Below are 23,028 nucleotides of genomic sequence, written 5' to 3'. Positions count from 1 at the left end.
TCATCGGACACCCGTCTTCACCGGTCGCAGCGGCGCGGCAGGCCGTTGCCCGGCGACGATGGCCGCTAGGGCGAGCGCGAAGCCGGTCAGCTGGACCGCCCCGAGCGTCTGCCCCAGGACGACGACCCCGAGCAGCGCGGCGACCATCGGCGACAGCAGGGCGAGCACCGCGACCGAGGTGACCGGCAGCCGGGTGATCCCGCGGAACCACAGCACGTACGCCAGCAGCCCGCCGACGAGCCCGAGCCACAGGTAGCCGAGCACGGCGGGCAGGTCGACCGCGGGCGGCGCGCCCTCGACCAGGAACGTCACCGGCACCAGGAACAGCCCGCCCGCGGTGAGCTGCCAGGCGGCGAACGCGGTCGGGCCGACACCGGCGGGGCGGCCCCACTTCTTGGTGAGCGTGACGCCCAGCGCCATGGTCGCCGCGCCGCCCAGGCCGGCCACGACCCCGGCCACGTCGAAGCCGGCGGCCGGGCCGAGCACGACCAGGCCTACCCCGACGACGCCGGTCACGCCCCAGGCGAACCGCCACGCCGACGGGCTTTCCCGCAGCACCGCGACGGCGAGCACGGCCACGACCAGCGGCTGCGTCGCGCCCAGGGTCGCCGCGACCCCGCCGGGGAGCCGTTCAGCGGCGACGAACAGCAGCGGGAAGAACAGGCCGATGTTGAGCACGCCGAGCGCGGCGGCCTTCCACCACCAGGCGCCGCGCGGCAGCGTCCGGGTGACGGCGAGGGCGATCAGGCCCGCGGGCAGCGCCCGGAGCAGGCCCGCGAACATCGGGTGCGCGGGCGGCAGCAGTTCGGTGGTGACGACGTAGGTCGAGCCCCAGACCACGGGCGCGAAGGCGGCCAGTGCGGTATCGCGGAGTTTCACGGTTCCAGTCTTGGCGCGCGTGATCGATGAGTCCAACACATGTTCGTCAAGTGATCCATCGTGAGGCACGATAGATCCGTGGAACTTCAGCAGATGCGCTACGTCGTCGCGGTGGCCGAAACGGGCAGCTTCAACCGCGCGGCGCAACGGTGCCTCGTGGTGCAGTCGGCGCTCAGCCACCAGATCGCCCGCCTGGAGCGGGAGCTGGGTGCGCGCCTGTTCGACCGCACCAGCCGCCGGGTACGGCTGACCGCGGCGGGCGCGGCTTTCCTGCCCGCGGCGCGGCAGTGCCTGGACTTCGCCGAGCGTGCGGCGGCGGAGGTGGCGGCCGCGGTCGGCGAGGTGCGCGGGCGGCTGAGCGTCGGGGTGATCCCGACGGTCGCGGCGGTCGACCTGCCTGCCGCGCTGCACGAGTTCCGGCGGCGCTACCCGCAGGTGCGGGTCCGCCTGCGGATGGCGGCCAGCCACGAACTGGTCGAGCAGGTGCGGCAGGGCGCGCTGGACCTGGCGTTCCTCGGTCTGCCGCTCACGGCGCGGCCCGAGGGCGTGCGGGCGCACGAACTGGCGCGGGACCGGCACGTCGCCATCGTCGCGCCGGAGCACCCGCTGGCCGCCCGCGCGGAGACCGACCTGCGCACCCTGGCCGGCGAGGAGTTCGTCGACTTTCCGGAAGGCTCCCCCGGCCGCACCCAGTCCGACCAGGCCTTCGCCGCCGCGGGGCTGACCCGGAACGTGGCCTTCGAGGTGACGACGGCGGACCTGATGGCCGGCCTCGTGCGGGAAGGCCTGGGTGTGGCGATGCTGCCGTCGACCTACGCGCCCGCCCTGGCGGGCGTGGCCACCGTGCCCGTCACCGACGCCCCCGCGCGGATCGAGCACCTGGTGTGGAGCACGGCCGGGCTGACCCCCGCGGCCGCCGCGTTCCTCGAGGTGCTCGGGGTGGCCGTCGGCTGACGCCGGCCACGCGCCCGGGCCCGCGTCCGCACCGGCCGCGAGGCCCCGCTCAACGGACGCTGTCCGCGGCCGCTGCCGCAGGGGCCACCGGGGTGAACGGGCGCAGCTCTTCGCGGCCGCCGTGGACGACGATGCAGGTGGATTCGGGCACCTCCCGCCACGCCCCACGCAGGTCGCCCAGCGGCTCGGACACCACGAGCCGCGCGTCGTCGGACAGCACGTGCAGCGCCGGGTTGTCCGGATACTGGTGCCGGAGCGTGGACACGTCGACGCTGTGGAACAGCGACCTCGACCGGGCCTCGCTGGAATACCGGAACGCCCACGTGGTTTCCCCGTCGGTCGTGGCGACCGTCATCTGGATCGGGTTCACCACCGAGTGGCGCCGGCCCACCTCCTCGACCAGTCCGACCGCCCGGGCCACCGCGGCGACCGGATCGTCCTCCAGGCCGAAGGTCACGGCGAGGTAGAACAGGATCTCCGAGTCCGTGGACCCCTGGATCTCCGGGAAGACCAGCGGGTCGACGGCCAGGGTGAGCTCGCGTCGCACGGCGGGAAACCCGGCGATGAGCCCGTTGTGCATCCACAGCCAGCGGCCGTGGCGGAACGGATGGCAGTTCGTCTTCTGCACCGCCGATCCGGTCGATGCGCGGATGTGCGCGAACACGTGCCCGGATTCGAGCTGCGCCGCGATCTCGCGGAGGTTGCGGTCGTTCCAGGCGGGTTCGGTGCTCAGGAACACCCCCGGAGTCGGCACGTTGCCGTACCACCCGACACCGAACCCGTCCCCGTTGGTGGTTTCCGCACCAAGGCGCGAGTGCTTGCTCTGCAGGACGAGCGAGTTCGCGGGCTTGTAGAGGAGCTCGTCGAGGCGCACGGGCGAACCGGAATACGCCAGCCAGCGACACATATCGGGCCTCCCACGTCGGCACGCACTCCCCCACTGTCGCCGCCACGCGATCCGCGGTCCTCGTCCGCGACGGGTGAGCTTCGGGTCACCCCCGCGGTGTCAGGGATCGTGCCGGGGCGGTTCGAGCACCTGGCCGCCACGGCGGCAACCCCGAGGAAGTACGCACAGCCCGCCGGAAGCCACCGCGAGTCCGGGCCACCCACGCCCCCGCACACCACCGCGTTCCTCGAGAGGCCCCCGGGGGTTCCCGTCCCGCGGGCGGGTAGCCTGCGGCCGCGTGACTGGGGATCGACGTTCGGCGTGGTTTCCGTTGGCGCTGCTGGGTTTCCTGCTGCTCGGCGCCGCCGCGTGGGATCTCACCGAACACAGCGCCTGGTTCGCCTACGCGCCGGCCGGCCGCGACCCGCTGGTGCAGACCCTGTACGCCTACGCCCCCTACCGGCCGGAGCCGGTGTGGGAGTGGGGCAAGCCGTGGCAGGTGGTCGTCGCCCTGGCGTTCCTGGGCGCGCTCGGCTGGTTCGCCGCGCGGGACAGGCTGCCGCCGCTCCGGATCGCGCTGGTGCTCGGCGCCGGGGCCGCGGTGATCCTGCTCAGCACCGCGGTCACCGCGCTGGCGAAGGCGACCGACGCGCAGTTCCTGACCACCGCGCTGGGCGCCCCGCTCGCGGTGCTCGGCGCCGTGGCCGGGGTGTGGGCCGGCTTCCGCCTCGGGCCGGGGCGGCGCGTCGCGACGGCCGCCTGCCTGGTGTGCCTCACCCTGGCCGCCTACCTGTTCGGCGCGGCGGCCGAGGCCGTCGACCCGGTCACCGCCGCGCTCGGGCTGGGCGTGCTGGCCTGGTACACGCGCTCGAAGGTCCCGGCGGTCGCGGCCGCGGCGGTCCTGGTCACCGCAATCGCCTTCAGCAGCGGCACGCTCGGCCTGCTCGTACCCGGCGCGCTCGTGCTCGCCGCCGCTCTCGCGGTGTTGCGCCCGGCTTAACCGCGACACCTCCGGGGTACACCCGATCGAGCGAGGAGGAGGTGCACCGGATGACGAGCAACGCCGGTTTGGCCACGCGGGTGCGCGGCCGTTCCGCGGCACAGGCCGCCGGGCGCGCGGGCATGGTCTGCTGGGGTCTGGTCCACCTGGTGGTCGCCTACCTGGCGCTCCGCGTCGCCTCGGGGGACGGCGGCAAGGAGGCCGACCAGAAGGGCGCGCTGCAGGAGGTCGGGTCCACCGCGGCCGGCCAGGTGGTGCTGTGGCTGCTGGCGATCGGGCTGATCGCGTTCGGGGGGTGGCAGTTCATGATGGCCGCCCGCGGCTACACCTGGGTGCCCAAGCGCGGCAAGCGGATGCGCAAGCGCGTCGGGTCCGCGGCGCGGGGTGTCGTGGTCCTGGCCCTGGCCTACACCGCGATCCGGCTCGCGACGGGCAGCGGCTCGGCCGGCGGCAACCAGCCGCAGCAGGAGTTCACCGCGCGGCTGCTCCAGCTGCCCGCCGGGCAGGCGCTCGTGGCGGTCGCCGGGGCGGCGGTGGTCGCGGTCGGCGTCGCCGCGGCGGTCAAGGGGTTCAAGCGCAGCTTCCTCGAGGACCTGGACCTGCCGGACCTGCCGACCGGCGCCCGCAGGTCGGTCGAGTGGCTCGGCTCGGCCGGGTACGTCGCCAAGGGCGTGGTGTACGCGATCATCGGCGGCCTGCTCGGGTACGCCGCGCTGCGCTCGGACGCCGGCCAGGCGGGCGGGGTCGACAAAGCGCTCCGTACGCTCGCGGCCCAGCCCTACGGCGTCGTGCTGCTGGCCGTGGTGGCGATCGGGCTGGCGGCGTTCGGCGTGTACTGCTTCGCCGCGGCGCGCGCGCACAAGAGCTGAGCCTTCTGGCTAAGCTGGCGCCCGTGACCATCTGGACGGACGTCATCAACTACGTACGCATCCGGTACGAGGTGCTGGAGGAGAGCGAGCACTGGCTGCGCTTCCGCCTGGACACCGACGGCGGCCGCACCCAGCAGGTCACCGTGCACCACCTGCCCGACGTCGACGGCGCCGAGTGGGCCGAGATCTCCTCGGCCGTGGGCTGGGCCGACAAGATCGACCTGCGCCGCCTGCTCGAACTGGCCGGCGGCTCGTCGGTCGGTGGCGCCGCGATCGTGGACGGGGTGGCGCTGATCAAGCACACTGTGCCGCTGACGTCGCTGCACCTGCGGGAGGAGTTCGAGCGGCCGCTGCTGTCGGTCGTCGCGCAGGCGGACGCGTTCGAGAAGGAACTGTCCAGCGGCGACGAGTTCTGACCCGCACTCCACCAGCCGCCGCGCGGGTGCTGCGCTCCGGGCGGGAACTTCCCGGCCCGGTGCAGCGGCTCCTGGGCGAAGGCCGCGGACGGAGGCGGACGTGACCGCGCTAGCCGGCGGTGATCTCGGCGGCACTGCGGCAGCCTGCGGTGGCGAGGTCGAGGTTGGCCAGTGAGGCCAGGTGCACGGTCTCGTCGGCGGCGGCCACGCAGTCGCTCACCGGGTGGACGACGAACCCGAGGTCGGTGGCGTGGCGGGCGGTCTGCTCGACGGTCAGGTTGGTGGCCACGCCGGTGACGTACAGCGTGGTGATGCCGGCGTCGCCGAGGCGGGCGGCGAGGTCGTTGCCGGCGAGCCCGGAGAGTTTCTGGTTGTCGGCGACGCGGTCGGGCTTGGCGAGGTGGGTCATCTCGGGGATGAGCTGGGTGCCGGCCGCGTCGGGCCGGAACTGCTCCTGTGCTTGGCCGACGGCGGTCATGAACGCGGTGTTGCGCACGAGCCTGCCCTCGTCCTCGGGGATCGTGAAGCGGGTGAAGTAGACCGGGATGCCGGCGCCGGCGGCCCACTCGTGGAACCGGACCGCGCGGGCGACGACCCCGCTGCGCTCGACGGGCGCGGCGAGCATGCCGCCGAAGAAGCCCTCCGGTTTGATGACGTTGACCTGCCAGTGCAGGGCGAGCACGGCGCTGTGTTCGACGGTCATCCCGCGAGCCTATCGGCGACCTACAGTGGGAGGCAGCAGTTTCTGCGGGGAAAGGAGCAGGCCATGGCCGTCCAGCTCAACCACACGATCGTCGAGGCCCGGGACCGGGAGGCGACGGCGAAGTTCCTGACGGAGATCCTCGGGCTGCCCGACCCGGTGCCGTACGGCCCGTTCCTGGTGGTGCAGACCTCGAACGAGGTGTCGCTGGACGTGGTCGGCACCGACGAGCCGGTGCGCCCCCAGCACTACGCCTTCCTGGTGAGCGACGCGGAGTTCGACAGCATCTTCGAGCGGATCACCTCACGCGGGCTGGAGTACTGGGCGGACCCGTTCGGCCGCGAACCGGGCCGCATCAACCACCACGACGGCGGCCGCGGCGTGTACTGGAACGACCCGAACGGGCACCGGCTGGAGATCATCACCAAGCCGTACGGGGGCTGACGGCTCGCCGCGCTCTGCGACGATGGTCTACCTGCGGTTGCGTGATGCGGAGGCCATCGCCGCCTCGTCCGGCGTGCCGCTGGCGGAGGCTCCGTGGGCGCGTGAGACCGAGCTGCGCGACCCCGACAGCCACCGGCTCCGGATCGGCACGCCGACGGAGTGAGCGGGCCGATCGGCGAGCAGCGCACCCAGCGGCCTCGATGCCCACGCGCGACGGTGAAGGGCACGAGCCACCGCCCCGGCGGCGTGCTCGTGCAGGTCGACGCGCCCGCACCATCACTGCCCACGCGCCTCGATCCACCCGCCTGGTTTCTGCTGACCCGCAACGGTGTGGCCGAGGTGGTGAAGGCGGTGCGCAGCACGAGATCGCGCACCTGCGGCAGCGGCGCGTCCACCAGACCCTGGTACTCGTCGAGCATCCTCATCGCAGACGTCCTGTCAGGAGAGGGGCCGGTTCCGATCGCTCATCACGCGAAGCCCCATGACAGCTCCGTCCTCGTCCATGAAGATGACGCCTTTCCACTCGTCCCGCGCCTGCCGTTCCCGCTCGCGCCACATCCCCACCATTTCCGGTAGCGCCTGCTCGTAGCCACTGAGATCCTGTTCGCGGAGCAGACGGTACAGCCCGAAGGTCGTTCCCGAGAACACTTCCACACGCTGCTTGTCGAACCGGAACACTTGATCGGTCCCCACGAGTCGCAGATCGCCGAGAGTGATTTCGGTGTCGAAGTCGTCGCTGGTACCCGGGCGCTCGAATTCCGACCCCAGTCGTTGCTGCTGGCGCCTCGTCAGCAAAGAACGAGCAGCACCACGGTCACCGGCGAATGTCAACAGACTTGCCGCGGCAGTCCGCTTGAGAACCCGGGAAAACCACTCGGTGCGGGACGGCGGGATGAAGAACCCCGGCCTCGTCTCGATCGTGTCGTCGTCGGACGCCACGGGAATCGCCGCCATCTGGTTCAACTGCTCCACGGGACCGTTGAGTCGAGGCGCCCGATCACCCGGGACGACGAGTTCACCGTCTCCCTCGGGGTCGAGGATCCGCATCTCGATCCCGCCGGCCCCCGCCAACGCGGTCGCCATCAGGAGACTGGGCGGTGGCGCGGGCTCGCCTCCGTCTGAACCGATGACCACCGCGTGCACCTGCGCCGCGGCTTTGGCAAGCTGACCGTGCTGGGCCTCCGGTTTGCCGTGGGAACCCTTGCATTCCACGGTGACCAGCCGGACGGGCTCGCCCAGCTTCGATCCAACCAGGAAGTAGTCCGGCCGCAGGCGAGTGGACTCACGCGCTCGGACTTCCGCTCCACGCAACGCCCATCCGGCTTCGAGCGCCACGTCGGCATCCACGATCTCGAAATGGAAGCCGGGGTGCCGCCGGGTAACGATGCGCAGTGCCGCAGCGAGAGCGAAGGCTATTCCCAGATCCTCCGCCTGAACCGACTTCCGGTGGTACCGCGGATCCCGTCCGTCATCCGTCAGTTCCAGCCGGCCCTGGTAGTTCTTGTGCAAGGTCGTGATGTACTTCAAACAGCTCCAGTGCTGGGAAAGAGCGCGTGACGAACCTTGGCCGGCGAGTACGGTCGCCCGCCCGAGCGTGTGCAGCAGCTCCCACGGAGCGATTGTCATCGAACCCCGGTGCTCGTCCGCCGGCACCGGAATCAGGGCCGGCTTGCGCACTTGGCGCGGTTTCTGCTGCTCGACGCGTTCCTTGTCGAGTTTGGCAGCATGTTTTGTGACCTTGCCCGCCAGGCTCGGAGTCGAATGGAAGGTGACCGCGCCCGGGTCGAACAGCTTCTGTATTGCTTCCCGGATTTCCAAGGATCCCCCAGTGCCAGATTCGGTTACTCATCAAAGACACCAGCCGGGTGCGGTCTGCGTCTGCCCGCTCATTGAGTGAACAACAAGGACCACTTGTCGCGAGCCGTGACATACCGGCGGAATCTGCACACTGTCGGCGCAATCGACGGGGAAGAAACCGCTGTTCGAGCGATTCTTCTCTTGCTCTCGACCGGCACGACCCGGTCGACGACCGCGAGCCGGGTTAACCCCGCATGACCTGATCCGCCTCCGCGAAACGATCACCGATACGCCACGTTAACGCCGGCGAAGCGGCGGTGACACCGCTGCCGGGTGCACTGTTCCACGACCCGCACCAGTTGCGGGGCGCGTCTAGGGTTCCGCCACCGCCGGGTGGGTCTGGTCCGAGAGACGCAGGCGGTCCGCACCGGATGCGGAACCGTTCCACGGCGGGAGAAAAGCCCGGGAGGCCATCACGGCCCCGGGCTGCGTGCGTGGTCCGGGGACTGATCCGGAGGTGGGTATGTCCGTCACGCATCCCCCAACCACGCCAGACGCCGACGCCGGGGACCTCTCCGGCTTCGGCTACGGCCAGCAGCTGAAACGCAAGATCGGGTCCTACGGGTCGTTCGCCGCGGGGTTCTCCTTCGTCTCCATCCTCACGACCGTCTTCCAGCTGTTCTTCTTCGGCTTCTCCTTCGCCGGCCCGGCGTTCTTCTGGACCTGGCCGATCGTGCTGGCGGGGCAGCTGCTCGTCGCGCTGTGTTTCGCCGAGCTGGCGGCCCGCTACCCGATCTCGGGCGTCATCTACCAGTGGTCGAGCCGCCTCGGCGGGCGGTTGTGGGGCTGGACCGCGGGCTGGCTGATGATCGTCGCGCAGACGGTCACCCTCGCCGGCGCCGCGATCGCCCTGCAGGTCGTGCTGCCGCCGGTCTGGTCTGGCTTCCAGCTGATCCCCGGCGACTCCGCGCTGACCTCCCCCACCGGCGCGGCCAACGCGGTCCTGCTGGGCGTGCTGCTGCTGGCCGTCACCACGGCGATCAACGCGATCGGCGTCCGCCTGATGTCGGTCGTCAACAGCGTGGGCGTCACCTGCGAACTGGTGGGCGTCGCGCTGTTGTGCGTCGCGTTGTTCTCCCGCGCCGAGCGCGGCCCCGGTGTGGTGCTGCAGACGCAGGGCGTCGAGGGCCACAGCTACCTGTGGGCGTTCGCGGTGTCCGGGTTGATGGCCGCCTACGTGCTGGTCGGCTTCGACAGCGCGGGCGAGCTGTCCGAGGAGACGCACAACCCGCGCCGCACCACGCCGCGCACCATCCTGCGCGCGGTGCTGATCTCCGGTCTCGGCGGCGCGCTCATGCTGCTGGCCACCCTGATGGCCGCGGGCAGCGTCACCGACGGCAGCCTCGGCGACCCTGCCCTTGGCCTTCCCGGGGTGCTGATGAGCCGGCTCGGCGACACGCTCGGCCGCGTCTTCCTGGTGGACGTCGCGATCGCGGTGACGGTGTGCACGCTGGCGATCCAGACCGCCGCCACCCGCATGGTGTTCTCGATGGCCCGCGACCGCGTCCTGCCCTTCGCCGACGGCCTGGCGAAGGTCAACCCGCGCACCGGCACCCCCGTCCGCGCCTCCGTGGTGGTCGCGGTGGTCGCGGCCGCGGTGCTGCTGATCAACATCGGCAACCCGGCGCTGTTCACCACTGTCGCCAGCGTCTGCATCATGCTGCTCTACCTGGCCTACCTGATGGTGACGCTGCCGCTGCTGGTCCGCCGCCTGCGGGGTGAGCTGCCTGCCGCGCCGGGCCACTTCGGGCTCGGCCGCTGGGGTGTGGTCGTCAACGTGCTCGCGGTGGTGTGGGGCGCGGCGATGGCGGTCAACCTGGGCTGGCCGCGCGCGGAGGTGTTCGACCCCGAAGGCGGGCACCCGTACCTGCAGTGGTTCGCTCCCCTGTTCCTGGCCGGCGCCCTGCTCGTGGGCGCGCTGGCCTACTTCGTGCAGGCCCGCCGCCCCGCGCTGGCGCCGGTTCTGGAGGGTGCCGCGTGAGCGAGGTCCTGCTGTCCCACGAGATCCCCGGCGGCGCCGCGTGGTCGGTCCTGGTCCGCGGCGGCCGGGAGCTGAAACTGACCGCCACCGGCGAGGGGGCGAACTGCTCGACGCTGCTGTTCGCCGCGCACCACCCGGTCGACCGGCTCAACGTTCCGGACACGTTGAAAGCCCAGATGAGCGCCCGCATCCACGCGCCGATGGTGCTGATGTCCGACCGTGGCACCGCGTTGTGCTCGGTCACCGGGTCGTCCCTGGACTGGCACGACGCGCTGAGCGGCCATTCCGTCGACGTGGCGAAGTACGGCCCGTCGTCCTATTCGGCCGACCGCAACGCGTGGCGCCGGTCCGCTCGCGACGGCTTCCTGAGCGAGCTGCGCAAGCACGGCCGCGGGCCGGCGGACCTGCACGCGTGCGTCAACTTCTTCAGCAAGGTCGCGATCTCCGGCGACGGCCTGCTGACCTTCGCGCCCGGCCACGCGTCGGCCGGTGACTGGGTGACCCTGCGGGCGGAGATGGACGTGCTGGTCGTCCTGTCCACGTCGCCGCACCCGCTCGATCCACAGTGGAACCCCGGCGGCGTGCTGGCCGAGGTCCGGCCCGCGCCCGAACCCGGCGAGGACGATCCGTCGTGGACGTTCCGCGACGAAAGCGCCCGCGCCCTGCGAGCCGCCCGGGGGGTGCTGGCATGACCGGCACGATCACCGAGGCCGCCCTCGACACGACCGTCGCCGACGGTGACGGCTTCCTCGGCACCATTCCGGCAGGCGGCACGTTCCGCATCGTCGACCTGCACGGCAACCAGGCCGTGGACACGCTGTTCTACGACGCCGCCGACCTCGACAACCGCTACAGCGCGATGGACACCGTGCGGGAGCAGGGCAGCGCCTACCTCACCGCCGGGTCGCGTCTGCTGTCGGTGAACCTGGACGTACTGGCCACGATCACCGAGGACACGTGCGGCCGCCACGACACCCTGGGCGGGGCGTGTGCGCAGGAGTCCAATGTGGTCCGTTACGGCGAGCACACCCGCCACCAGCACGCCTGCCGGGAGACGTTCCTGCGCTACGGCGCGCAGGTGGGCATCGGCGCGCGGCAGCTCGGGCACAACATCAACTTCTTCATGAACGTGCCGCTGACCGCCGAAGGCGGGCTGACGTTCGAAGACGGCCTGTCCGCGCCGGGCAAGTACGTCGAGGTGCGCGCCGAACGCGACCTGTACGTGCTGATCAGCAACTGCCCGCAGCTGAACAACCCGTGCAACGGCTGGAACCCCACGCCGGTGCGGCTGCTGGGCTGGTGGTGACCGTGGAAGTGCTGAAGCCAGGCACTCAGACGACGGTGCAGGACCTGACCGGCCGCGGCGGCATGTGGGACGTCGGGGTGCCGCCCTCGGGCGCGTGGGACGACCTGTCCTTCGCGCTGGCCAACGCCGCGGTGGGCAACCCGCCGGACGCGGCCGGCCTGGAGGCGGTGGTCACCGGGCCGGTGCTGCGCTTCGACCGGCGCACCACGGTGTGCCTGGCCGGCGCGGCGCACCGGGCCACCGTGGACGGCCGTCCGCTGCGCCCGGGGATCGTCACGCCGGTGGCGGCGGGGTCGGTGCTCGACGTCGGCCCGTGCGACGGACCCGGGATGCGCGCGTACCTGGCGGTCGCGGGTGGGATCCGCGTCCCCGAGGTGTTCGGCAGCCGCGCAACGTTCCTGCTCGGCGGGTTCGGCGGCCTCGACGGGCGGGCGCTCGCCGCCGGGGACCAGCTGACCGTCGGCCGCACCGAGAACCTCACCGCGCCGCTGGACGTGGCGCCGGTCCTGCCCCACATCGGGACCGAGTGGACGGTCCGGGTGCTGGCCGGACCGCACGGCGCTCCCGAGTACCTCACCGAAGAGGGCGCGTATTCGCTGCTGGAGACACTGTGGACGGTCGACCACCGCGCCGACCGCACGGGGGTGCGGCTGACCGGTCCCCCGCCGAAGTGGTCGCGGCGCGACGGCGGTGAGGCGGGCCTGCACCCGTCGAACATCCACGACAGCGCCTACCCGGTGGGCGGGATCATGCTGTCCGGCGACACGCCGGTCGTGGTCGGCCCGGACGGGCCGAGCCTCGGCGGGTTCGTGGTGCCGTTCACCGTGATCCGCGCGGACCGGTGGATGCTCGCGCAGGCCCGGCCGGGCGACCCGGTGCGGCTCGCCTTGGTGTCCCCGGCGGAAGCCGAGGTCATCAACGCGGAGCGGGCCGCACTGCTGGCCGATCCGCGGGCGGCCGTCGCGGCCGAGTTCGCCGGCACGCCCGCTCCGGCGCCGGTGTTGCCCGCGCCGCGACCGGAACTGTTGCGGGAGCACGGTTTTCTGCGGGAGCGGGCGGACCCGGCGGTGGTGCTGCGCCGGGCCGGTGACCACCACCTGCTCGTCGAGGCCGGGCCCGCCGTGCTGGACCTGCACGTGCGGGTGTGGGTGCACCTGCTCGCCGAGGCGCTGCGGGCGACGGCGACGGACGGGGTCACCGAGATCGTGGAGGGCGTGCGCTCGCTGTTGGTCCAGGTGGATCCGGGCCGGCTGCCGCTGGAACGGCTGGCCGGGCTGCTCGACGAGCTGGCCGGTGCGGTGCCCGATCCGGCTGGGGTGACGCTCGACGTGCGGGAGGTGACGCTGCCGATCGCGTTCGACCACCCGGCCGCACACGAGGCGATGGCGCGCTACACGCGTTCGGTGCGGCCGGACGCGCCGTGGTGCCCGGACAACGTCGAGTTCATCCGGCGCATCAACGACCTGCCCGCACGGGACGACGTGTTCCGGATCCTGCGTGAGGCCACGTACCTGGTGATCGGACTGGGCGACGTGTACCTGGGCGCCCCGGTGGCGTTGCCGATCGATCCGCGGCACCGGCTGGTGACCACGAAGTACAACCCGGCGCGGACGTGGACGCCGCAGAACGCCGTCGGCATCGGCGGGGCGTACCTGTGCGTGTACGGGATGGAAGGCCCTGGTGGCTACCAGCTGGTCGGGCGGACGGTCCCGGTGTGGCGGCACGTGCCGGGTTCGGACGAGCCGCCGTGGTTGCTGCGCCAGTTCGACCGCTTGCGGTTCACGCCGGTCAGCGCCGAGGAGCTGGCCGATCTGCGGGCGGACGTCAAGGCCGGGCGATCCGGGTTGGACACCAGACCGGCACGGTTCTCGTTGTCCGAAGTGGACGAGCTGGAGTCGAGGCACCGCGAGGAGATCGCGTTGTTCCGCAAACGCAGGCAGGCGGCGTTCGACGCCGAACGGGAGAGGTGGGCTCGATGACTCCGCTGGTCGCGCTGAAGGCGGCGCGGGACGTGGACCAGCCGGCGTTCATCTCGCTGCTGGACGAGGACCGGGTTCAGTCCACCTCGGATGGTCCGCTGGCCGGAATCCCGTTCGCGGTCAAGGACAACATCGACATCGCCGGGGTGCCGACCACCGGCGGGTGCCCGGCGCGGGACACCCCGGCGACCGAGACCGCGTTCGCCGTGCAGCGGTTGCTGGACCGCGGCGCGGTGCCAATCGGCAAGACCAACCTGGACCAGTTCGCCACCGGCCTGGTCGGCACCCGCTCCCCCTACGGCGCGTGCCACAGCGTCTTCTCGCCGGCGCATGTCAGCGGCGGGAGCAGCTCGGGCAGCGCGGTGGCGGTCGCGCTCGGTGTGGTGCCGTTCGCCCTGGGCACGGACACCGCGGGCAGCGGCCGGGTCCCCGCGGCGTTCAACGGCCTGGTCGGCGTGAAGCCGACCCGCGGACTGGTGTCCACGCGCGGGTTGCTGCCGGCGTGCCCGTCGCTGGACTGCATCACCACCCTGACCAGGACGGTCGCCGAGGCGCGGCCGGTGCTGGACGCGCTGGTGGCGTTCGACGAGGCCGATCCGTGGTCGCGGCCGGCGCCCGCGCTGCTGCCGCCGGGCGTCGCGCGCCGGATGCGGGTGATCGCGGTGCCGGACGGCCCGCTCGACCTGGACCCGGAGCACGAAGCGGCGTGGCAGGACGCGCTCGCCCACGCGGCGCGGGTCGGGCACGTGGTGCGGGTGGACGTCACGCCGTTCCTGGCGGCCGCGCGGCTGCTCTACGAGGCGGCGTTCGTGGCCGAGCGGCTGGCGGCGTTCGGGCACCTGCTCGACGGGCCGGGCGTGGACCCGACGGTGCGGAGCATCGTGCGCGGCGCGGACCGGTACTCGGGCGCGGACACCTTCGCGGGCCTGCACGAGCTGGCCCGGTTGCGTCGGCTCGCGGAGCGGGCCTTCACCGGCGCGGACGCGCTGCTGCTGCCGGTGACGCCGGGGCACCCGACGCTGGCGGAGGTCGCGGCCGATCCGGTCGGGGTCAACACGCGGCTGGGCACGTTCACGAACATGGCGAACCTGCTCGACCTGTGCGCGGTCGCCGTGCCTGCCGGGTCACGGGCCGACGGGCTGCCGTTCGGGGTGCAGCTGCTCGCGCCGGCGTTCGCGGACGGGCCGCTGCTGGACCTGGCGGCGCGCTGGACCGGTGAGACGGTCACACCGCCCGCGACCCGGACGCTGCTGGCCGTCGCGGGCGCGCACCTGTCCGGTCAGCCGGCGAACGTCGACCTGGTGCGGCTGGGCGGGGTGCTGCACAGCCGGGCCCGCACCGGACCCGGCCACCGAATGTACACAGTGGACGGCCCGTTTCCGCGGCCGGGGCTGCTCCACACGGGAGACGGCCCGGCGGGCGGGATCGAGCTGGAGGTGTGGGACCTGCCGGAGGTGGCGATCGGCGCGCTGCTGCCGACGATCGCGCCGCCCCTGCACCTGGGCCCGTTGACGCTCGACGACGGGTCCACTGTGCTCGGTTTCGTGGCCGACACCTCGTGCGCGGACCCTGCCAGGGACATCACCGCGTACGGCGGCTGGCGGGCGTACCTGTCGAGCTGACGACGACGGGCGCCCGTCCGAAGTGGACGGGCGCCCGTTGTCGTCAGTAACCGCGGTAGCCGCTGCCCTTGAGCATCGACTTCAGCCCGGGGTGACCGTCGAAACCGCCGTAGCGGCTGATGGTGTAGCGCACCCCGGCGATGATGTTGTGCACCGGGTTGAAGATGTCGTCGTAGCCGGGCAGCTTGTGCGCGTTGAAGGTCGAGTCGATGCACTGCATCAGCCCCTTGGAGGGGTGACCTGCGCGCCAGTTGCTGTCCCAGCGGTTGACGGCCTGCGGGTCGCCGCTCGACTCCTTGTCGATGATCGTGCGGATCGCCCGCACGTCACCGCCGTCGACCGGCACACCCTGCGCCCGCATGACCCGGATGGCCTCGTTGATCCAGCCGGCGAGCTCGTCACCGGTGGTGTCGAAGACCTCCGGGGCCGGAGCCGGCGCCGCGGCGGGGGTTTCCGCGGCGACGGTCTCCGTGGGGGCGGTCTCGGGGGCGGCGGGGATGTCCAGGACCGGCGCCGGCGTGGTGACGATCCACGTCGACGGCGGCCCGAGGACCGGGAGGACCGGGGTTGCGTCGGCGACCGGGGCAGCGCCGGCGACGGGCGCCGGGGGAACGGCTTCGCCACCGGTGCTCGCCATGGCGAGCGGGCTGGCGGAGCCGGCCATGGACATCATGAGCAGGCCCGCCGAAACGGACGTGCGCGTACTGATCCGGCCGAGGTTCTTCGGTTTGGCTGCGTGCCGTGGGCGGTACCTGTCCGGGGAAAACAGGAGCGCCTTTCGGGGAGCACGGTTGTTGGAATTATGGCTTCCCATGAACGGGAGGTCTCCTTGCTTGACGTTCAACCACGCCGACCCTGTCGGGGGCCAGGCCGGCGGGGGCCGTGCGGGATGCGGAACGGGGGATTTCCAGGTTCCCGCGAGGCCTCAGCCAGATTACGAACGCGCAACGGAGATATCACCAAACGGTGACTGAGCCCACAGTTTGAGGGGGTCGGGGCCGATCTTGCCGGACGGGTCTTTACGCAGGTCAAGGCCAGCTTCTACCACTCGGTAACACCACTGCTACTCGCCTTGATCGGGGCCGATCCGAGGCGCTCGGAAGGTTACACGACGGGGTGAATGGCGTTCATGATCAGCCTACCGCGCACCCTGATCGGTACCCCCGAAGCGAGACGCGCGTCACCCCGCCGCGAATGCTTTGCACCATTCCACGATTTCCGGATTCCATTGTTTTCGCCGCCGGGCGCCATTTTCGGGACAGTGCCGGATCGTGCCGGATTGCTTTCCTTCGGCACCGTTTGGTGAGAGCGCGGGGTGCAGGAACACGTAGGTGCCGCCGCGGGCGCGTACCTGATTCGCGCGACTTGCGGGACGGCCCAGCTCGCCTGGGCGGTCGCGTTGACAGCGGCGGATCGGCTCGCCGGTGGCCCAATCACATGCGGCCAGCAGCGGCAGGCCGTGACGGTACCGGACCTGGTACGCCGTGGAAGCGGCCACCGGGACGCGGGTGGCGACCCGCAACGGCCCGACCCGGGGTTCGGTGCGCAGCGCCACCACCTGCGCTTCCACCTCTGGCGGGGTCTGCCCGTGGCTGTGGTGCGGGCGGCTGGACCGATCGACCAGGCCCGCCGGGCCATGCTCGCGACAAACACACACCCAGCGGGCGACGGTGGTGTGACTGACGTGGAACCGCTCCGCCGCCCGACGAAGCGACCGCCGCCCCTGCTCCACGACCCACCGGGCCAGCCGCAGTCGGCCGGTGGGGGTCAATGGCGCCTGCCAAGATCATCCTCACCGTGTCAGCTAGTCACCAAGGTCCCCGGACTGCACACCTAGAGCGGCGGCCTCCCTGACGGTGGGTCCCCACGGCCACTCGGCGCTCGCGACATGGCGCCATTCTTGACGTGCCGGGCTTGAGCGACACCGCGCGGACGTAGCGCCGAGGTCCCGCACGGCGCCGGCAGCTCGTGGCACAGTGATCTTCATGGAGCCGCTGGCCGACGGAGTGTACGAAGCTGTCCGGACGCACCGCCTGGACCGGGCACTCGAAGCCGCGCGGGGGCGCTTCACCCCGGAGTTCAACGCCGTCGACGATGCGGATGCGCCGGAGGTGATCGCGCGTCACGTGGCCGAGGCCGTGCGCCGGGTGATCGCCGACGAGCCCGACGGCGGCCGGCGGGTGGAGCTGGCCAACCGGGTGCTGAGCCAGCTGGCCGCCGAGGACGACCGGTTGACCGACGCCTTGCAGCAGCTCATCGCGTTGAGCGAAGTCACAGGCACCGGCGCGCGTAAGCACATCCGGCCGGTCACGCCGCTCTCCCAGGCCGCGTTGCTCACCAACGCCAGGGAGGAGCCGAGCCTGTCCGCCGAGCTGCGCGCCGAGCTGGCCAGCGCAGACCGGGTCGACCTGCTCTGCGCGTTCATCCGCTGGCCGGGGCTGCGGCTGCTGGAGGATGTCCTGCTCGATCTGCGCGACCGCGGCGTGCCCTTCCGCGTGCTGACCACGACGTATGTGGGTGCGACCGAGCGGCCCGCGATCGACCGGCTGGTGCGGCGGTTCGGCGCCGACGTCCGGGTCAGCTACGAGACCCAGTCGACCCGGCTGCACGCCAAGGCGTGGTTGTTCCGCCGGAACTCCGGCTACGACACCGCGTTCGTCGGCAGCTCGAATCTCTCCCGCTCCGCGCTGGTGGAGGGCCTCGAGTGGAACGTCCGCCTCTCCGGCGTCGCCACCCCCGAACTGCTGCGGAAGTTCGAGGCCACCTTCGACACCTACTGGGAGTCCAGCGCCTTCGTCCCGTACGACCCGGACACCGACGCGGACCGCTTCGACGACGCCCTCCGGCAGGCCGGGCGCCGCACCAGTGCGCCGGCCACGATCAGCCTGGCCGGGCTGGAGGTCCGGCCGCTGCCGCACCAGCAGGAGATCCTCGAAGCGCTCGAGTCCGAGCGCCAGGTCCACGACCGGCACCGCAACCTCGTGGTGGCCGCGACCGGCACCGGCAAGACGGTGATCGCCGCCCTCGACTACCGGCAACTGCGGGCCGACGGCGACCTCACCCTGCTCTTCGTCGCGCACCGCAAGGAGATCCTGCAGCAGGCGCTCCGTGTCTATCGCGAAACGCTGATCGACGAAACGTTCGGCGAGGCTTACGTCGGCGGCGCGCGGCCGGAGCGGTGGCGGCACGTGTTCGCCAGCATCCAGGGTCTGCACGCGCACGGCATCGAGAAGCTGCCCCCGGAACACTTCGACGTCGTGGTGGTCGACGAGTTCCACCACGCCGAGGCGGCGACCTACCAACGGCTGCTCAACCACCTGCGCCCCAAGGAACTCCTGGGGCTCACCGCCACTCCGGAACGCAGCACCGGTGGCGACGTGCGGGAGATGTTCGGCGGCCGGACGGCGTTCGAGCTGCCGCTGTGGGAGGCCCTGTCCGCGGACCTGCTGATCCCCTTCCACTACTTCGGCGTCGCCGACGGGACCGACCTCGCCGGCGTGGAGTGGAAGCGCGGCCGGTACGACGTCACGGGTTTGGAGCGCGTCTACACCGGCAACGACGCCCGCGCGGTGAAGGTGCTGAAGGAACTGCGGGACAAGGTGACCGACGTGGGCACCATGCGTGCCCTGGGGTTCTGCGTGAGCATCGCGCACGCCGAGTACATGGCGCGGGTGTTCCGGAAGGCCGGGATCAACGCGTTGGCGGTGTCCGGGAACAGCTCGCCGGGCGACCGCGAGCGCGCCATCGCCGCGCTCCGGGCACGGGAGGTCAACGCGTTGTTCGCGGTAGACCTGTTCAACGAGGGCCTGGACATCCCCGAGGTCGACACCGTGCTGTTCCTGCGGCCCACCGACAGCGCGACGGTGTTCCTGCAGCAGCTGGGCCGCGGTTTGCGACGCGCACCGGGTAAGGCCGTGCTCACGGTGCTGGACTTCATCGGCCAGCACCGCAAGGAGTTCCGGTTCGACACGCGCTACCGGGCGCTGACCGGGGCGAGCCGGCGCGGGCTGCAGCGGCAGATCGAGCAGGGCTTTCCGTTCCTGCCCGCCGGCTCCCAGGTGGTGCTGGACCGCGTCGCGCAGCAGATCGTGCTCGACAACGTCCGCACGCAGCTGCGCTTCACCCGCGCCCAGCTGGCGGCCGACGTGCGTTCGCACGGCGATCTTCCGCTGGCCGCGTACCTGGACGCCGCCGACCGCGAACTGGTTGACGTCTACCGCGGCGGCGGTTCGTGGACCGGGTTGCGGCGGGACGCCGGGCTGCCGGTTCCGCCCGCCGGGCCGGACGAAGGCGGACTGCTGCGGCGGATGGCCGCGTTCACGCACGTCGACGACCCGGAGCGGGCCGAGGTGTACCGGCATCTGGTCGCCGTCGACGGGCCGGCCTACGAGGAACTCACCGAACGGCACCAGCGGCTGGCCCGCATGCTGCTGTTCACGCTGTGGCCCAAGCGGCGCGATTTCCCGTCCTACCGCGCGGGTCTTGAGCACCTGCGCCGGCATCCGGCCGTGTGCGCGGAGATCGCCGAGCTGGTCACCCTCGGGCTGGACCGCGCCCGGCACGTCCCGGCCTCGCTCGGCGAGGGCCTGCAGCACGTTCCCCTGGCCGGTCACAGCCGGTACCGGCGGGAAGAGATCCTCGCCGCGCTGGGCTACGCGACCCTGCAGCGGGTGCCGGGCAACCACGTGTCCGGCGTCGCGTGGTGCGAGGACACCAGGACCGACGCGCTGCTGATCAACCTGCGCAAGAGCGAGAAGGACTTCTCCCCGACCACGATGTACCGCGACTACGCGATCAGCCCCGAGTTGTTCCACTGGGAGTCGCAGAACGCGACCTCGCTGGACTCCCCCACCGGCCGGCGCTACCTCCAGCACCGCGCGCAGGGCAGTCACGTGGTGCTCTTCGTGCGCGAGACGAAGACCGACGACCTCGGGGCGGCGCCGTTCGTCTGCCTCGGTCCCGCGTCGTACGTGGAGCACCGCGGCGAGCGGCCGATCGCGATCACCTGGCGGCTGCACCGGCCGATGCCCGCGGACGCGTTTTCGGTGGCGAGCGTCGCCGGGTGAGCCGTTCTCAACCTCCCGGTTGACAACGCCGCCTCGACGGGCCTAGCGTCGTCCTCAATCGAGTAGTTGAGGAACCGTGGTGGACGACACGACCGAGCAGCTCAACCGTGTGTTCGCGGCCCTCGCGGATCCGACCCGGCGCGACCTGGTCGCCCGGCTGGCCGCCGCGGACGCGACCGTCGGCGAGCTGGCCGAGCCGTACGACATGAGCCTCCAGGCGATCTCCAAGCACGTGAAGGTGCTGGAGGAAGCCGGCCTGGTGACGCGCAGCAAGGTCGCCCAGCGGCGGCCCGTCCACCTCGACGCGGAGGTGTTCGACCTGATGACGAAGTGGATCGAGCGCTACCGCCGCACGGCCGAGGAACGGTACCGGCGCCTGGACGCCGTGCTGTCCCGCATGTCCGACACCGACCAGCCCCAGGAGGACGCATCATGACCAGCACCCGTCAGGATGCCCGGATCGTCGCGGCCGACAAGGTCCCGACGATCGAGATCATCCGCGAGTTCGACGCCCCACCCGCGCACGTGTTCCGTGCCCACGTCGACCCCGACCTCCTCGCGCAGTGGATCGGGCCGCACTCGCTCACCACGAGGATCACCAAGTGGGACGCCCGCACCGGCGGCGAGTGGGCCTTCGCCAACGACCGGGACGGCGAGGAGATCGCTTCGTTCTTCGGCAGTTTCCACGAGGTGCGGCCGGACGAGCGGATCGTGTGGACGTTCGCCTACGAGGGCGATCCCGACGGCGTCGCGCTGGAGACAATCACCTTCGAGGCGATCGACGGCGGCCGGACGCGGCTGACCACCCTCAGCGTGGTCAAGGACTTCGAGACCCGCGACGGCATCCTGTCCAGCGGCATGGACGTCGGGGTCAACGAGGGCTACGAGAAGCTCGACGCACTGCTCGCCAAGGGAGCCTGAGATGACGCCTGCCCAGCAGCACGCGCACGACGCGGCCCGCTTCACCGAGCTGGTCGAGTCCGCGGGCCCCGGCGACTGGACGCGCCCCAGCCCGGTCGCCGGGTGGACGGCGCTCGACGTCGTGAAGCACCTCGTCGAGTGGTCCCGCGGCTTCCTGCGGGGCGCCGGGATCGAACTCCCCGCCCTGGACGTCGCGGCCGACCCGGCCGCGGCCTGGAAGCAGCACGCCGCCGACATCCAGGCGATCCTCGACGACCCCGCCGGGCGCGTGCTGAGCAACCCGCACACCGGCGACAAACCCGTGGACGAGGCGATCGACCAGTTCTACACGGCCGACGTCTGGATGCACACCTGGGACCTGGCCAAGGCGCTCGGCCGCGAACCCGACCTCGGCCAGGACCGGTGCGCCGCCACGCTCGCCGGCATGCGGCCGATCGAGCAGCTCCTGCGGGACAGCGGACAGTACGGTCCCGCGGTGCCCGTCTCCGACGACGCCTCGCCGCAGGACCAGCTGATGGCCTTCATCGGCCGCGACCCGGCCTGGCGCCCCTGACCGTCCATTCAGGACGGCAGCGGGTGCAGCGCCTCCGCGGCCGCCGCGGTGATCGTGTCCGCGACGAGCGCCAGCGCGCGCACGTCCAGTTTCCACTGCTGCCAGTACAACGGCACGTCCCAGTGCAGGCCCGGTTCGAGTTCGACGAGGGCGCCGGACTCCAGGAGCGGCCGGGCCTGCGGCTCCGGGACCAGGCCCCAGCCCAGGCCGGCCGCGACGGCGTCGCGGAAGCCCTCCGACGTGGGCACGTGGTGGCGGTGCTCCGCGGCGTCCACACCGGACAGCGCGCGGACGAAGCGGTCCTGCAGTTCGTCGGCCTGGTCGAAGACGATCACCGGCGCGCCGGGCAGCCACCGCCGGAGCCGGCCGGACCGGTGTCGGGCCACGAAGTCCGGGTTCGCCGCGGGCAGGTAACGCGCGAGCCCCAGCGGACGCACGAGGCAGCCGGCGACCGGGTCCGGCGACGAGGTCACCGCGGCCATCACCCGTCCCTCACGCAGCAGCTCGGCGGTCCGCGTCTCGTCCTCGCGGTACAGCTCGAAGGACACCGGCGGATCGCGCGGCACCCGGGTGACGGCGGGCAGGAACCAGGTGGCGAGCGAATCGGCGTTCACCGCGATGGACAGCCGCGCGGGGCCGGGCTCGCCGGCGATCCCCAGCTCCCGCCGCGCGTCCTCGTTCAGCGCGGCGAGCTGTCGCGCGAACCGCACGACGACCTGCCCGGACTCGGTCGGCCGGACCGGTTTGGTGCGCATCAGCAGCACCCGGCCGACGCGCTGCTCGAGGGTCTTGATCCGCTGGCTGACCGCCGACGGGGTGACGTGCAGGGCCGCGGCGGCGGCGTCGAACGTGCCCTCGTCGACGACCGCGAGCAGCGTCCGCACCTGGTCGATGGGCAACTCGGTCATCACGTGCGCTAATGATACGTAAAAATCTTTAGCTGTACTGTGCGCCGCCCGCTGCTTAGCGTGGGTTGCGTGAACGTTCTTTCCGCAGGTCTGGCCGGGTTCGGCACGGGCCTGTCCCTCATCGTGGCCATCGGCGCGCAGAACGCGTTCGTCCTGCGCCAGGGCGTGCGACGGCACGCGGTGGCGGCCGTCGTCGCGATCTGTGCCGCCTCCGACGCGGTGCTGATCGCGCTCGGCGTGGCCGGGCTCGGCGCCGTGGTGACCGCCTGGCCTGCGGCCCTCACCGCGGTCGGCCTGGCCGGCGGTGCTTTCCTGATCTGCTACGGCGTCCTCGCCGGGCGGCGTGCGCTGCGCCCGGCGGCCACCGGGTTGACGACGACGGGCGCCGCGGCCGGCTCGATCGGCGCGGCCGTGCTCACCTGCCTGGCGATGACCTGGCTGAACCCGCACGTCTACCTGGACACGGTGCTGCTGGTCGGTTCGGTCGCCGCGGACCGCGGGGCTCTGCGGTGGATCTTCGGGCTCGGCGCGATGGCCGCCAGCCTGGCGTGGTTCGCCTGCCTCGGCTACGGCGCGCGACTGCTCAGCCCGGTGCTGTCCCGGCCGGGCGCGTGGCGCACGCTGGACGTCCTCGTCGCGGCGACCATGCTCGTGATGGGCACGATGCTGCTGGCCCGCGCGCTGTGA

General features: G+C 71.9%; 23 protein-coding genes and 1 riboswitch. Of the genes, 16 read left to right on the top strand and 7 right to left on the bottom strand.

Features of this window, described 5'->3' with window-relative positions:
• Positions 1-879 (bottom strand): EamA family transporter, encoded by an 879-nt coding sequence (locus AMYTH_RS0102000; protein WP_209440726.1) that lies wholly within the window; start codon positions 877-879, stop codon positions 1-3.
• Positions 880-957: 78 nt separating this feature from the next.
• On the opposite strand from AMYTH_RS0102000, the gene AMYTH_RS0101995 reads away from it, so the two are divergent.
• Positions 958-1,833: a LysR family transcriptional regulator gene (locus AMYTH_RS0101995; RefSeq protein ID WP_027928895.1), complete on the top strand. Its 876-nt coding sequence runs from the start codon at positions 958-960 to the stop codon at positions 1,831-1,833.
• Positions 1,834-1,882: 49 nt separating this feature from the next.
• On the opposite strand, the gene AMYTH_RS0101990 is transcribed toward AMYTH_RS0101995, so the two are convergent.
• On the bottom strand, positions 1,883-2,707 hold the full coding sequence (locus tag AMYTH_RS0101990; RefSeq protein WP_209440725.1) for a class II glutamine amidotransferase: 825 nt from the start codon (positions 2,705-2,707) through the stop codon (positions 1,883-1,885).
• A 310-nt stretch (positions 2,708-3,017) separates the two neighbouring features.
• Here AMYTH_RS0101990 and AMYTH_RS0101985 point away from each other — a divergent pair, with 310 nt between their 5' ends.
• From AMYTH_RS0101985 to AMYTH_RS0101975, 3 genes are read left to right on the top strand one after another with little or no spacing between them, the layout of a single operon-like run.
• Positions 3,018-3,719, top strand: coding sequence for a hypothetical protein (locus tag AMYTH_RS0101985; protein ID WP_157360491.1), 702 nt, complete (start codon positions 3,018-3,020; stop codon positions 3,717-3,719).
• A 50-nt stretch (positions 3,720-3,769) separates the two neighbouring features.
• Positions 3,770-4,588, top strand: a complete 819-nt coding sequence (locus AMYTH_RS0101980; protein WP_051362460.1) for a DUF1206 domain-containing protein — start codon at positions 3,770-3,772, stop codon at positions 4,586-4,588.
• Between the two features lie 23 nt (positions 4,589-4,611).
• Positions 4,612-5,004, top strand: a complete 393-nt coding sequence (locus AMYTH_RS0101975) for a hypothetical protein (protein WP_026153953.1) — start codon at positions 4,612-4,614, stop codon at positions 5,002-5,004.
• Positions 5,005-5,113: 109 nt separating this feature from the next.
• Here the strand turns inward: AMYTH_RS0101975 and AMYTH_RS0101970 are convergent, their stop codons facing one another.
• Complete coding sequence (locus AMYTH_RS0101970; RefSeq protein WP_027928891.1) at positions 5,114-5,707, bottom strand: cysteine hydrolase family protein; 594 nt, start codon at positions 5,705-5,707, stop codon at positions 5,114-5,116.
• A gap of 63 nt (positions 5,708-5,770) precedes the next feature.
• Here AMYTH_RS0101970 and AMYTH_RS0101965 point away from each other — a divergent pair, with 63 nt between their 5' ends.
• Together AMYTH_RS0101965 and AMYTH_RS49410 are read left to right on the top strand one after the other, a co-directional pair.
• Complete coding sequence (locus AMYTH_RS0101965; protein WP_027928890.1) at positions 5,771-6,148, top strand: VOC family protein; 378 nt, start codon at positions 5,771-5,773, stop codon at positions 6,146-6,148.
• Positions 6,149-6,170: 22 nt separating this feature from the next.
• Positions 6,171-6,311: a VOC family protein gene (locus AMYTH_RS49410; protein WP_167344560.1), complete on the top strand. Its 141-nt coding sequence runs from the start codon at positions 6,171-6,173 to the stop codon at positions 6,309-6,311.
• Positions 6,312-6,586: 275 nt separating this feature from the next.
• Here AMYTH_RS49410 and AMYTH_RS0101955 read toward each other — a convergent pair whose 3' ends face one another.
• Positions 6,587-7,966: a hypothetical protein gene (locus tag AMYTH_RS0101955; RefSeq protein ID WP_027928889.1), complete on the bottom strand. Its 1,380-nt coding sequence runs from the start codon at positions 7,964-7,966 to the stop codon at positions 6,587-6,589.
• A gap of 340 nt (positions 7,967-8,306) precedes the next feature.
• Positions 8,307-8,416, top strand: a riboswitch (guanidine-I (ykkC/yxkD leader).
• A gap of 52 nt (positions 8,417-8,468) precedes the next feature.
• Between AMYTH_RS0101955 and AMYTH_RS0101950 the strand changes: the two genes are divergently transcribed.
• From AMYTH_RS0101950 to atzF, 5 genes are read left to right on the top strand one after another with little or no spacing between them, the layout of a single operon-like run.
• A complete protein-coding gene (locus AMYTH_RS0101950) occupies positions 8,469-9,986 on the top strand; it encodes an amino acid permease (protein ID WP_027928888.1) in 1,518 nt (505 codons plus the stop codon).
• Positions 9,983-10,678, top strand: coding sequence for an urea amidolyase associated protein UAAP1 (locus AMYTH_RS0101945; protein WP_027928887.1), 696 nt, complete (start codon positions 9,983-9,985; stop codon positions 10,676-10,678). The genes AMYTH_RS0101950 and AMYTH_RS0101945 overlap by 4 nt, the downstream gene beginning before the upstream one ends.
• A complete protein-coding gene (locus AMYTH_RS0101940; protein WP_027928886.1) occupies positions 10,675-11,292 on the top strand; it encodes an urea amidolyase associated protein UAAP2 in 618 nt (205 codons plus the stop codon). Before AMYTH_RS0101945 ends, AMYTH_RS0101940 begins: the two co-directional genes overlap by 4 nt.
• Complete coding sequence (locus AMYTH_RS0101935; RefSeq protein ID WP_027928885.1) at positions 11,286-13,271, top strand: 5-oxoprolinase/urea amidolyase family protein; 1,986 nt, start codon at positions 11,286-11,288, stop codon at positions 13,269-13,271. Before AMYTH_RS0101940 ends, AMYTH_RS0101935 begins: the two co-directional genes overlap by 7 nt.
• Entirely contained in the window at positions 13,268-14,893 is a 1,626-nt protein-coding gene (atzF, locus tag AMYTH_RS0101930; RefSeq protein ID WP_037322136.1) for an allophanate hydrolase, read from the top strand. Before AMYTH_RS0101935 ends, atzF begins: the two co-directional genes overlap by 4 nt.
• 43 nt (positions 14,894-14,936) lie before the next feature.
• On the opposite strand, the gene AMYTH_RS0101925 is transcribed toward atzF, so the two are convergent.
• Positions 14,937-15,557 carry a transglycosylase SLT domain-containing protein gene (locus AMYTH_RS0101925; RefSeq protein WP_228684535.1) on the bottom strand — a complete coding sequence of 207 codons (621 nt, stop codon included), beginning with the start codon at positions 15,555-15,557 and terminating at the stop codon, positions 14,937-14,939.
• A 516-nt stretch (positions 15,558-16,073) separates the two neighbouring features.
• Positions 16,074-16,664: a helix-turn-helix domain-containing protein gene (locus AMYTH_RS47540; protein ID WP_084022474.1), complete on the bottom strand. Its 591-nt coding sequence runs from the start codon at positions 16,662-16,664 to the stop codon at positions 16,074-16,076.
• A gap of 214 nt (positions 16,665-16,878) precedes the next feature.
• On the opposite strand from AMYTH_RS47540, the gene AMYTH_RS0101920 reads away from it, so the two are divergent.
• From AMYTH_RS0101920 to AMYTH_RS0101905, 4 genes are all read left to right on the top strand, one after another.
• The gene (locus AMYTH_RS0101920) at positions 16,879-19,959 is read left to right on the top strand and encodes a DUF3427 domain-containing protein (protein ID WP_037323174.1); all 3,081 of its coding nucleotides are present in this window, start codon (positions 16,879-16,881) and stop codon (positions 19,957-19,959) included.
• Between the two features lie 79 nt (positions 19,960-20,038).
• Positions 20,039-20,395 (top strand): ArsR/SmtB family transcription factor, encoded by a 357-nt coding sequence (locus AMYTH_RS0101915; RefSeq protein ID WP_027928881.1) that lies wholly within the window; start codon positions 20,039-20,041, stop codon positions 20,393-20,395.
• Positions 20,392-20,880 carry an SRPBCC family protein gene (locus tag AMYTH_RS0101910; RefSeq protein ID WP_027928880.1) on the top strand — a complete coding sequence of 163 codons (489 nt, stop codon included), beginning with the start codon at positions 20,392-20,394 and terminating at the stop codon, positions 20,878-20,880. Before AMYTH_RS0101915 ends, AMYTH_RS0101910 begins: the two co-directional genes overlap by 4 nt.
• 1 nt (position 20,881) lies before the next feature.
• Positions 20,882-21,433, top strand: coding sequence for a maleylpyruvate isomerase family mycothiol-dependent enzyme (locus AMYTH_RS0101905; protein WP_027928879.1), 552 nt, complete (start codon positions 20,882-20,884; stop codon positions 21,431-21,433).
• 8 nt (positions 21,434-21,441) lie between these two features.
• Here AMYTH_RS0101905 and AMYTH_RS0101900 read toward each other — a convergent pair whose 3' ends face one another.
• On the bottom strand, positions 21,442-22,341 hold the full coding sequence (locus AMYTH_RS0101900) for a LysR family transcriptional regulator ArgP (protein ID WP_027928878.1): 900 nt from the start codon (positions 22,339-22,341) through the stop codon (positions 21,442-21,444).
• Positions 22,342-22,410: 69 nt separating this feature from the next.
• Here AMYTH_RS0101900 and AMYTH_RS0101895 point away from each other — a divergent pair, with 69 nt between their 5' ends.
• A complete protein-coding gene (locus AMYTH_RS0101895) occupies positions 22,411-23,028 on the top strand; it encodes a LysE/ArgO family amino acid transporter (protein ID WP_027928877.1) in 618 nt (205 codons plus the stop codon).

This window comes from Amycolatopsis thermoflava N1165 (genome assembly GCF_000473265.1).
GTDB classification, from domain to species: domain Bacteria; phylum Actinomycetota; class Actinomycetes; order Mycobacteriales; family Pseudonocardiaceae; genus Amycolatopsis_E; species Amycolatopsis_E thermoflava.
This window is presented reverse-complemented; position numbering and strand designations above follow the sequence as displayed.

Excerpts from the sequence above, each read along its gene's own strand:
- AMYTH_RS0101970 (WP_027928891.1), bottom strand. The coding sequence starts at position 5,707 with ATGACCGTCGAACACAGCGCCGTGCTCGCCCTGCACTGGCAGGTCAAC.
- AMYTH_RS0101925 (WP_228684535.1), bottom strand. The coding sequence starts at position 15,557 with ATGGCCGGCTCCGCCAGCCCGCTCGCCATGGCGAGCACCGGTGGCGAA.
- AMYTH_RS0101965 (WP_027928890.1), top strand. The coding sequence starts at position 5,771 with ATGGCCGTCCAGCTCAACCACACGATCGTCGAGGCCCGGGACCGGGAG.
- AMYTH_RS49410 (WP_167344560.1), top strand. The coding sequence starts at position 6,171 with ATGGTCTACCTGCGGTTGCGTGATGCGGAGGCCATCGCCGCCTCGTCC.
- AMYTH_RS0101900 (WP_027928878.1), bottom strand. The coding sequence starts at position 22,341 with ATGACCGAGTTGCCCATCGACCAGGTGCGGACGCTGCTCGCGGTCGTC.
- AMYTH_RS0101905 (WP_027928879.1), top strand. The coding sequence starts at position 20,882 with ATGACGCCTGCCCAGCAGCACGCGCACGACGCGGCCCGCTTCACCGAG.
- AMYTH_RS0101910 (WP_027928880.1), top strand. The coding sequence starts at position 20,392 with ATGACCAGCACCCGTCAGGATGCCCGGATCGTCGCGGCCGACAAGGTC.
- atzF (WP_037322136.1), top strand. The coding sequence starts at position 13,268 with ATGACTCCGCTGGTCGCGCTGAAGGCGGCGCGGGACGTGGACCAGCCG.
- AMYTH_RS0101940 (WP_027928886.1), top strand. The coding sequence starts at position 10,675 with ATGACCGGCACGATCACCGAGGCCGCCCTCGACACGACCGTCGCCGAC.
- AMYTH_RS0101950 (WP_027928888.1), top strand. The coding sequence starts at position 8,469 with ATGTCCGTCACGCATCCCCCAACCACGCCAGACGCCGACGCCGGGGAC.
- AMYTH_RS0101980 (WP_051362460.1), top strand. The coding sequence starts at position 3,770 with ATGACGAGCAACGCCGGTTTGGCCACGCGGGTGCGCGGCCGTTCCGCG.
- AMYTH_RS0101920 (WP_037323174.1), top strand. The coding sequence starts at position 16,879 with ATGGAGCCGCTGGCCGACGGAGTGTACGAAGCTGTCCGGACGCACCGC.